Origin of the sequence: Nocardioides sp. (assembly GCF_004803405.1) — a bacterium.
GTDB classification, from domain to species: Bacteria; Actinomycetota; Actinomycetes; order Propionibacteriales; family Nocardioidaceae; genus Nocardioides; species Nocardioides vastitatis.
The window spans coordinates 48270-56355 of record NZ_SSXI01000284.1 but is presented as its reverse complement, the minus strand read 5'-3'; the positions used below and the strand labels follow the sequence as shown (position 1 = coordinate 56355).

Annotated in this window: 9 protein-coding genes; 6 read left to right on the top strand and 3 right to left on the bottom strand. The window is 70.8% G+C overall.

The window, feature by feature from the left end:
- Both E7Z54_RS20190 and E7Z54_RS20185 read left to right on the top strand, forming a co-directional pair.
- On the top strand, positions 1-398 hold a 398-nt coding region (locus tag E7Z54_RS20190), incomplete at its 5' end, for a response regulator transcription factor (RefSeq protein ID WP_240769806.1).
- 103 nt (positions 399-501) lie between these two features.
- Complete coding sequence (locus tag E7Z54_RS20185; RefSeq protein ID WP_136436513.1) at positions 502-753, top strand: DUF4242 domain-containing protein; 252 nt, start codon at positions 502-504, stop codon at positions 751-753.
- A gap of 30 nt (positions 754-783) precedes the next feature.
- Here E7Z54_RS20185 and fadD8 read toward each other — a convergent pair whose 3' ends face one another.
- The 3 genes from fadD8 to E7Z54_RS20170 all read right to left on the bottom strand — a co-directional run bounded on the left by fadD8 (position 784) and on the right by E7Z54_RS20170 (position 3946).
- Complete coding sequence (gene fadD8, locus E7Z54_RS20180) at positions 784-2397, bottom strand: fatty-acid--CoA ligase FadD8 (protein ID WP_136436512.1); 1614 nt, start codon at positions 2395-2397, stop codon at positions 784-786.
- 84 nt (positions 2398-2481) lie between these two features.
- Positions 2482-2853: a hypothetical protein gene (locus E7Z54_RS20175; protein ID WP_136436510.1), complete on the bottom strand. Its 372-nt coding sequence runs from the start codon at positions 2851-2853 to the stop codon at positions 2482-2484.
- 49 nt (positions 2854-2902) lie between these two features.
- Complete coding sequence (locus E7Z54_RS20170) at positions 2903-3946, bottom strand: LLM class F420-dependent oxidoreductase (RefSeq protein ID WP_136436509.1); 1044 nt, start codon at positions 3944-3946, stop codon at positions 2903-2905.
- A gap of 56 nt (positions 3947-4002) precedes the next feature.
- Between E7Z54_RS20170 and E7Z54_RS20165 the strand changes: the two genes are divergently transcribed.
- From E7Z54_RS20165 to map, 4 genes are read left to right on the top strand one after another with little or no spacing between them, the layout of a single operon-like run.
- Positions 4003-4971 carry a Zn-ribbon domain-containing OB-fold protein gene (locus E7Z54_RS20165; RefSeq protein ID WP_136436508.1) on the top strand — a complete coding sequence of 323 codons (969 nt, stop codon included), beginning with the start codon at positions 4003-4005 and terminating at the stop codon, positions 4969-4971.
- A 41-nt stretch (positions 4972-5012) separates the two neighbouring features.
- Complete coding sequence (locus E7Z54_RS20160) at positions 5013-6083, top strand: thiolase domain-containing protein (RefSeq protein ID WP_136436507.1); 1071 nt, start codon at positions 5013-5015, stop codon at positions 6081-6083.
- Entirely contained in the window at positions 6083-7243 is a 1161-nt protein-coding gene (locus E7Z54_RS20155) for a thiolase domain-containing protein (RefSeq protein ID WP_136436506.1), read from the top strand. Before E7Z54_RS20160 ends, E7Z54_RS20155 begins: the two co-directional genes overlap by 1 nt.
- Before the next feature lie 50 nt (positions 7244-7293).
- Positions 7294-8061, top strand: coding sequence for a type I methionyl aminopeptidase (gene map / locus E7Z54_RS20150; protein ID WP_136436505.1), 768 nt, complete (start codon positions 7294-7296; stop codon positions 8059-8061).
- Positions 8062-8086 lie beyond the last annotated feature (25 nt).

Sequence of the window (8086 nt, the reverse complement as noted above, 5' to 3'; positions counted from 1 at the left end):
CGGCGTGGCGGAAGCGCGGGTGCCCGTACGAGGCCGCGGTGGCGCTGGCGTGCTCGGCCGACCCCGCGCTGCTCGAGGAGTCACTGGGTGTGCTCCTGGCGCTCGGTGCCGAACCGGCCGCGACGAAGGTGAGGCGCCTGCTGCGGGACGCCGGCGTCAGCAGGGTGGCCCGCGGCCCCCGTTCCACGACGAAGGCACATCCCCTCGGCCTGACGGCACGGGAGGCGGACGTCCTGACCCATCTCGCGGCGGGCCTCACCAATGCTCAGATCGTTGAGCGGCTGGTGCTGTCGCCGCGCACGGTGGACCACCACGTGTCCTCGGTGCTGGCCAAGCTGGGGGTCGGCAACCGTGCCGATGCCGCACGTCGGGCCGCGGAGCTGGCCCCGGCAACCTAGGCACCGGTCACCGCCAACCTGGGCATCCGCCACCGATCCGGCAGGGGCCTGCTCGCTCGTACCGTCGGGGACTCAGTCCACCTCTCACCCCGAGGAGCACACCATGGCTCTCTTCATGGACGTTCACACCGTCGAGGGCGGCGTCGGGATCGACGACGTCGTCAAGGCACACCAGGCGGACCTCGCCACCCAGGCCGGCTACGACGTGCAGTACCTGCGGTACTGGGTCGACGAGTCGGACGGGAAGATCTTCTGCCTCGTCGACGCGCCTGACGCCGAGACGGCCATCACCGTGCACCGCGAGGCGCACGGCCTGGTGGCCCAGGAGATCTACCCGGTCAAGGAAGGCGTCTGAGCGCCCCTCGCCCACCCAGGGGCCGCGGCGTCACCCGACGCTGCGGCCCTGCCCCTCCCAGTACGTCGCCCGCAGCGCCTTCTTGTCCGGCTTGCCGAGCGCGGTCAGTGGCAGCGCGTCGGCGACGATCACGTCCTTCGGCGCGTGCACCGAGCCCTTGCGCGCCTTCACCATCTCCTGGATCTCGGTCGTCATCCGAGCGACCGACTCCTCGTCCCGTGCCGCGTCCTCACGCAGTACGACGATCGCGGTGACCGCCTCGCCGAACCGCTCGTGCGGGGTGCCGATCACGCCCACCTGCGCGACGGCGGGGTGCTCGGCGACCACGTCCTCGACCTCGCGCGGGAAGACGTTGAAGCCGCCGGTCACGATCATGTCCTTCGTGCGGTCGACGATGTACCAGAACCCGTCCTCGTCCTCCCGGGCCACGTCGCCGGTGTGCAGCCAGCCGTCCCGGAACGCTCCCGCGGTCTCCTCCGGCAGCTGCCAGTACCCCCCGGCCAGCAGCGGGCCGGCCACACAGATCTCCCCCGGCTCGCCCTGCGGCACCGGGCTGCCGTCCTCACCGAGCAGCGCGGCGCGGATGTACGCCGAGGGCCGGCCGCAGGAGCTGAGCCGCGACTCGATCGGCTTGCCGCTCTCGTCGACGTGGTCGCCCTTGGGGAAGTAGCTGATCACCATGGGCGCCTCCGACTGCCCGTAGTACTGCGCGAAGATCGGCCCGAACCGCTCGATCGCCTCCTTGAGGCGGACCGGGTTGATGGCCGACGCGCCGTAGTAGACGGTCTCCAGGGACGAGAGGTCGCGGGTGCGCGAGTCCGGGTGGTCCATCAGCGCGTAGAGCATCGTCGGGACGACCATCAGCGAGGTGATCCGCTGCTCCTCGATCGTCTGCAGCACCTCGGCGGGGTCGAACCGGGCAGAGACGAAGAGGGTGCCGCCCTTGAGCACGACCGGCACGAAGAACGCGGCGCCGGCGTGGGAGAGCGGGGTGCACATCAGGAACCGCGGCTGCTCTGGCCACTCCCACTCCGCCATCTGGATCTGGCTCATCGTGTTCATGGCCTGGACCGTGCCGATCACCCCCTTGGGCTTGCCCGTCGTGCCGCCGGTGTAGACGAGCGACACGATGTGGTCGGGCGGAAGCACCTTCGCCGCCAGCGGGACCGGGTCGAACGTCGCCGCGACCGCCGTGATGTCGGTGCCGACCTCGGCGAGCGACTCGGGCACCGGCCCGATCGTCAGCACCTGCTTCAGCCCCGGGCACTTCTCGAGCAGCTCCCCGGCCCGCTCGGCGAAGTAGGGGTCGATGATCAGCGTGCTGATCCCGGCATCGTTGATGACGTAGGCGTGGTCGTCGGCCGAGCCCAGTGGGTGCAGCGAGGTGCGCTGGTAGCCCTGGGTCTGCCCGGCGCCGAGGATGAACAGCACCTCCGGCCGGTTCAGGGCCAGCAGCGCTCCCGCCGTACCGGTGCCGGCGCCCAGGGACTCGAACGCCTGGACGTACTGGCTGATCCGCGCGGCGACCTCGCCGCCGGTCAGGGTGACCTCGCCGAGATGGATCACCGGCCGGTTCCGGTGGCGCTTGAGGGCGGCCACCATCAGGTGCCCGTTGTGGATGCCGGTCCGCAGGGTGTCGTCCATCGCCGTCCTTCGGTGGTTGCGTGGCGCGCGAGACACGAGCGCGCGTACCGAAGATAGAACGTGTTCTACTACTGCGGCAACCCGCTACTCGACGGGGACGGCCAGTGGACGGACCCCGCCGAGCCGGCGCTGGTAGCGGACCTGGTCGTGATGGGCCTCGAGCAACTGCCACAGCACCTGGTGCGCCGCCCACGGGAGCGGCTCGTCGCCGTCGTACCAGCTCTCGCCGAAGCTGACCCACACCGGCGTCCAGCCGGCGGCGACGTCCCAGGCGCCGCGCTTGGCCATCAGCATCGTTCGCCGGACCTGGAACGCCGTGCGCGGCCCGTCGGTGCAGATCGGGGCCGTCGCGATCGGCCAGACGCGGAGGTCGAGCTCCATCAGCTCCAGCTCGACGTCCGCGAGCGCGCCCGGATCCACCAGGACGGTCGCGACGTTCTCGTGCCGAGGACGCATGTCGAAACGGTAGACGGTGGCAGCGAGGCGCGGAACCGGTTCGGCAGACTCAGGCGAGCAGCTCGGCGACCTGCCGGACCTCCGCGTCACTGCGGCAGCTGAGCAGGAGCGTGGTCACCCCGGTCTCCTCCCACTGCGCGACCCGCTCCTTGACCTCGGCGGCGGTGCCGATGATGTGCATGTCGTCGACGAGCTCGTCGGGGATCAGCGCGGTGGCCTTGTCCTTCTCCCCGCCCAGGTAGAGCTCCTGGACCTCGTCGGCGAGCTCCCCGTAGCCCATCCGCTCGAACACCTGCTTGTGGAAGTTCTGCTCCTTGGCGCCCATGCCACCCATGTAGAGGGACACGAAGGGCTTCATCGCGTCGACGACCCGCTGCCTCTCCTCGGCGTCCGCGACGACCTGCAGGTGGCAGGTCGCGGCGATCTCGAACTGCTCGCGCGTACGACGCGCGCCGGGCCTGGCGAAGCCCTCGTCGAGCCACGGCTGGTACATGCCGGCGCTCTTGGGGGTGTAGAAGATCGGGATCCACCCGTCGGCGATCTCCGCGGTCTGGGCCACGTTCTTGGGCCCCTCGGCGCCCAGCCAGATCGGCAGGTCCGACCGGAACGGGTGCACGATCGGCTTCAGCGACTTGCCCAGCCCGACCGAGCCGGGGCCCCGGTAGGGCAGCGGGTGGTGCGGGCCGTCGTTGGTGACCGGCTCCTCGCGAGCGAGCACCTTCCTGATGATCGAGACCACCTCGCGCGTGCGGGCCAGCGGCTTGGAGAACGGCTGGCCGTACCAGCCCTCCACGACCTGCGGGCCGCTCACCCCCATGCCGAGGATCACCCGGCCGTTCGTCAGATGGTCGAGGGTCAGCGCGTGCATCGCGATCGAGGTCGGGGTGCGGCCGGACATCTGCACGATCGAAGTGCCGAGACGGACCCGGGAGGTCTCGCGGCCCCACCAGGCGAGCGGCGTGAACGCGTCGCTCCCCCATGCCTCGGCCGTGAAGATCGCGTCGAAGCCGGCGTCCTCCGCCGCGGCGACCAGCTCCCCGACGCCCTGCGGAGGCTGCGCGCCCCAGTAGCCCAGCTGAAGACCCAGTTTCATGGTCCGAATCATGCACCCCGTTGCGAACCATTTCTAGAACGTGTTTCACTTTCGCCATGAGTCGCACCCTGTCGGCACCGGTCACGGTCGCCTTCGACTACACCCGATCCGTCGGCCCGGTGCTGGGCCGCTTCCTCACCGGGCTGCGCGATGGCCACTTCATCGGCGCACGTCTGAGCGACGGCCGTGTCGTCGTACCGCCTCCGGAGTTCGACCCGGTCACCCATCAGGCGACCGCCGACTTCGTCGACCTGCCGGAGACCGGGACCGTCACCTCGTGGACCTGGGTGAGCGAGCCGGTCGCGGGCCAGCCCTTCGACCGCCCCTTCGCCTTCGCCCTGGTGACGCTCGACGGCGCGACCTCACCGATCCTGCACGCCGTCGACGTGACCAGCGCGGCCGAGGTCAGCACCGGCATGCGGGTCCGCGCCCGGTGGGCGGCGGAGCGCACCGGCGCGATCACCGACGTGGTCTTCGTCCCGGATGCCCTCGGGGTGCCCACGTCGGAGGTCGAGGCGGCCGCGCAGCCGGCACGCAGCCTCGAGCAGCTCACCGGCATCGTGACGCCGGTCAGCCTCGACTACACCTACGCCGCCTCCCCCGAGGAGTCCGCCTTCTTCCAGGGACTCTCGGAGGGCCGGATCCTCGGCCAGCGGTGCCCGGCGTGCGAGAAGGTCTACGTGCCGCCGCGGCCGGCCTGCCCGGTCGACGGCGTGCCGACGGTGGAGGAGATCGAGCTCCCGGACGTCGGCACCGTCACCACCTTCTGCATCGTCAACGTCCCGTTCCTCGGCCAGAAGATCACGCCGCCGTACGTCTCGGCGTACATCCTGCTCGACGGCGCGGACATCGCCCTGCAGCACCTGATCCTCGAGATCCCGGTCGAGGAGGTCCGGATGGGGCTGCGCGTGAAGGCGGTCTGGAAGCCCCGCGAGGAGTGGGGCACCACCATCGAGAACATCAGCCACTTCGCGCCGACCGGCGAGCCGGACGCGGACTTCGACACCTACAAGCACCACCTCTGACGTGGCGAGCCCCAGCCCAAGCAGCAGAAGGACACACAGACATGCGTGATGTTGCCGTCGTCGGGTTCGCCCAGCGACAGATGCAGGACTTCGACGGATCTCCCACCTGTGCCGAGCTCCTGATCCCGATCTTCGCGGAGTGCTACGAGCAGACCGGGTGGACGAAGAAGGACGTCGGGTTCTGGTGCTCGGGGTCCTCGGACTACCTCGCCGGGCGGTCGTTCTCCTTCGTGAGCGCGATCGACGCCATCGGCGTGCTCCCCCCGGTCAACGAGTCCCACGTCGAGATGGACGCGGCCTGGGCGCTCTACGAGGCGTGGATCAAGATCCAGACCGGCGAGGTCGACACCGCCCTCGTGTTCGGCTTCGGCAAGGCGTCGGCGGGCGTGCTCCGGCGCACTCTCGCCCTCCAGCTCGACCCGTACACGCTGACGCCACTGTGGCCTGACACCGTCTCGATCGCCGCGCTGCAGGCGCGACTGGGCATCGACGCCGGGCTCTGGGACGAGGCCGCGATGGCGGAGGTCGTCAACCGGTCGTTGTCGGACGCGGAGAAGAACGAGTACGCCGTGCGCGCGGGCGGGTCGAGCGTCGAGGACCTCCTCGCGCGGCCGATGTACGCGGATCCGCTGCGCAAGCACGACGCCGCTCCGGTGACCGACGGCGCTGCGGCGCTCGTGCTCGCCGCGGGCGACAGAGCACGGGAGGTGCGCGAGCGCCCCGCCTGGATCACCGGCCTCGCACACCACACCGACGGGCTGCACTTCGGCACGCGCGACCTGACCCGCTCGGAGTCGGCCGCACGCGCGGTCGCGGCCGCCGGCGGTGTCGACGGCGTGGACGTCGCGGAGCTGCACGCTCCGTTCAGCCACCAGGAGCTCATCCTCCGCGCCGAGCTGGGCCTCGACGCCGGCGTACGGATCAACCCGTCCGGCGGCCCCCTGGCCGGCAACCCGATGTTCACCGGCGGCGCGATCCGGATCGGCGAGGCGGCCCGCCGGATCTGGGACGGCACCGCGGACAAGGCGCTCGGCCATGCGACCAGCGGTCCCGCGCTCCAGCAGAACCTGGTGTGCGTGATGGAGACCACCTCGGAAGGGACGGGGAACTGATGGGCAAGATGCCGGCCGCCGTGATCGGCGTGGGCCAGACCCACCACCGGGCGAAACGTGAGGACGTCTCGATGGCGGGCCTGTGCCGGGAGGCGATGGACCGGGCGCTCGAGGACGCCGGGATGACGCTCGAGGAGATCGACGCGATCGTCGTCGGCAAGGCGCCCGACCTGTTCGAGGGCGTGATGATGCCCGAGCTGTACCTCGCCGAGGCGCTCGGCGCGGCAGGCAAGCCGCTGCTGCGGGTGCACACCGCCGGCTCGGTCGGCGGCTCGACCGCGATCGTCGCGTCCTCCCTGGTCCAGGCGGGTGTGCACAAGCGGGTGCTCACGGTGGCCTTCGAGAAGCAGTCGGAGTCCAACGCGATGTGGGCCCTGTCGGTGCCTGTGCCGTTCGTGATGCCGGTGCACGCCGGCGCCGGCGGCTACTTCGCGCCGCACGTGCGCTCCTACATCCGCCGATCGGGGGCGCCCACGCACGTGGGCGCCATCGTCGCCGCGAAGGACCGCACCAACGCGCTGAAGAACCCCTACGCGCACCTGCGCGAGGAGAAGACCGTCGAGATGGTTCTCGCCTCCCAGATGCTGTGGGACCCGATCCGCTACGAGGAGACCTGTCCGTCCTCGGACGGCGCCTGCGCCCTGGTGATCGTGGACGAGGATGTCGCGAAGTCGTCGCCGAACCCGGCGTGGATCCACGGCACGGTCATGCGCTCGGAGCCCACCACGGCCGCCGAGCGCGACCAGGTGAACCCTCAGGCGGGCCGCGAGGCGGCGGCAGCGCTGTGGAAGCAGGCCGGGATCACCAGCCCGATCGACGAGATCGACGCCGCGGAGATCTACGTGCCGTTCTCGTGGTTCGAGCCGATGTGGCTGGAGAACCTCGGCTTCGCCGCCGAGGGCGACGGCTGGAAGCTGACCGAGGCGGGCGAGACGGCGATGGACGGCCGGATCCCGGTGAACTGCTCGGGCGGAGTGCTGTCATCGAACCCGATCGGCGCCTCCGGCATGCTCCGCTTCGGCGAGGCCGCGCTCCAGGTGCGCGGGGCGGCCGGCGAGCACCAGGTCGACGGCGCGCGGCGGGCGCTCGGTCACGCGTACGGCGGCGGGTCGCAGTTCTTCGCCATGTGGGTGGTCGGCGCGGAGAAGCCGACCAGCTAGGGGCGGCCGCCGGCTCACGAGGGTCGATGACGGCGCCGTACGCTTGCCCTGTGATCGAGCTCCGCACCCCGACCCAGATCGAGCAGATGCGTCCCGCCGGACGCTTCGTCGCCTCGGTGATCAAGGCCCTCGCCGAGAAGGCCGACGTCGGGGTCAACCTGCTCGAGCTGGACGAGCTGGCACACCGGATGATCAAGGACGCGGGCGCCGAGTCCTGCTACATCGACTACCACCCGTCGTTCGGCGCGAGCCCGTTCGGCAAGGTGCTCTGCACGTCGGTGAACGATGCCGTGCTGCACGGGCTCCCCCACGACTACGTGCTGCAGGACGGCGACCTGCTGTCGGTGGACTTCGCCGCGTCCGTGGACGGGTGGGTTGCGGACTCCGCGCTGTCGGTGATCGTCGGTACGCCGAACGAGCGGGACCAGCGGCTGATCGACGTCGCCCAGCGCGCGCTGGACGCCGGCATCGACGCGGCCCGGGCCGGCAACCGGCTGGGCGACATCTCCTTCGCCATCGGCTCGGTCGCGCACGGCGAGGGCCTCAAGGTGAACCTCCAGTTCGGCGGCCACGGCGTGGGCCGCACGATGCACGGCGAGCCGCATGTCCCCAACGACGGGCGTCCCGGCCGCGGCCTCAAGCTGCGGCCCGGCCTGGTGATCGCGATCGAGCCGTGGTTCCTGCACACCACCGACGAGATCGTCTTCGACCCCGACGGCTGGACGATCCGCAGTGCTGATGGCTCCCGCGGCGCGCACGTCGAGCACACCATCGCGATCACCGAGGGCGCTCCGGTCGTCCTGACCGCACGCCACTGAGCCGACCTCGCGGACCGACGCCTTC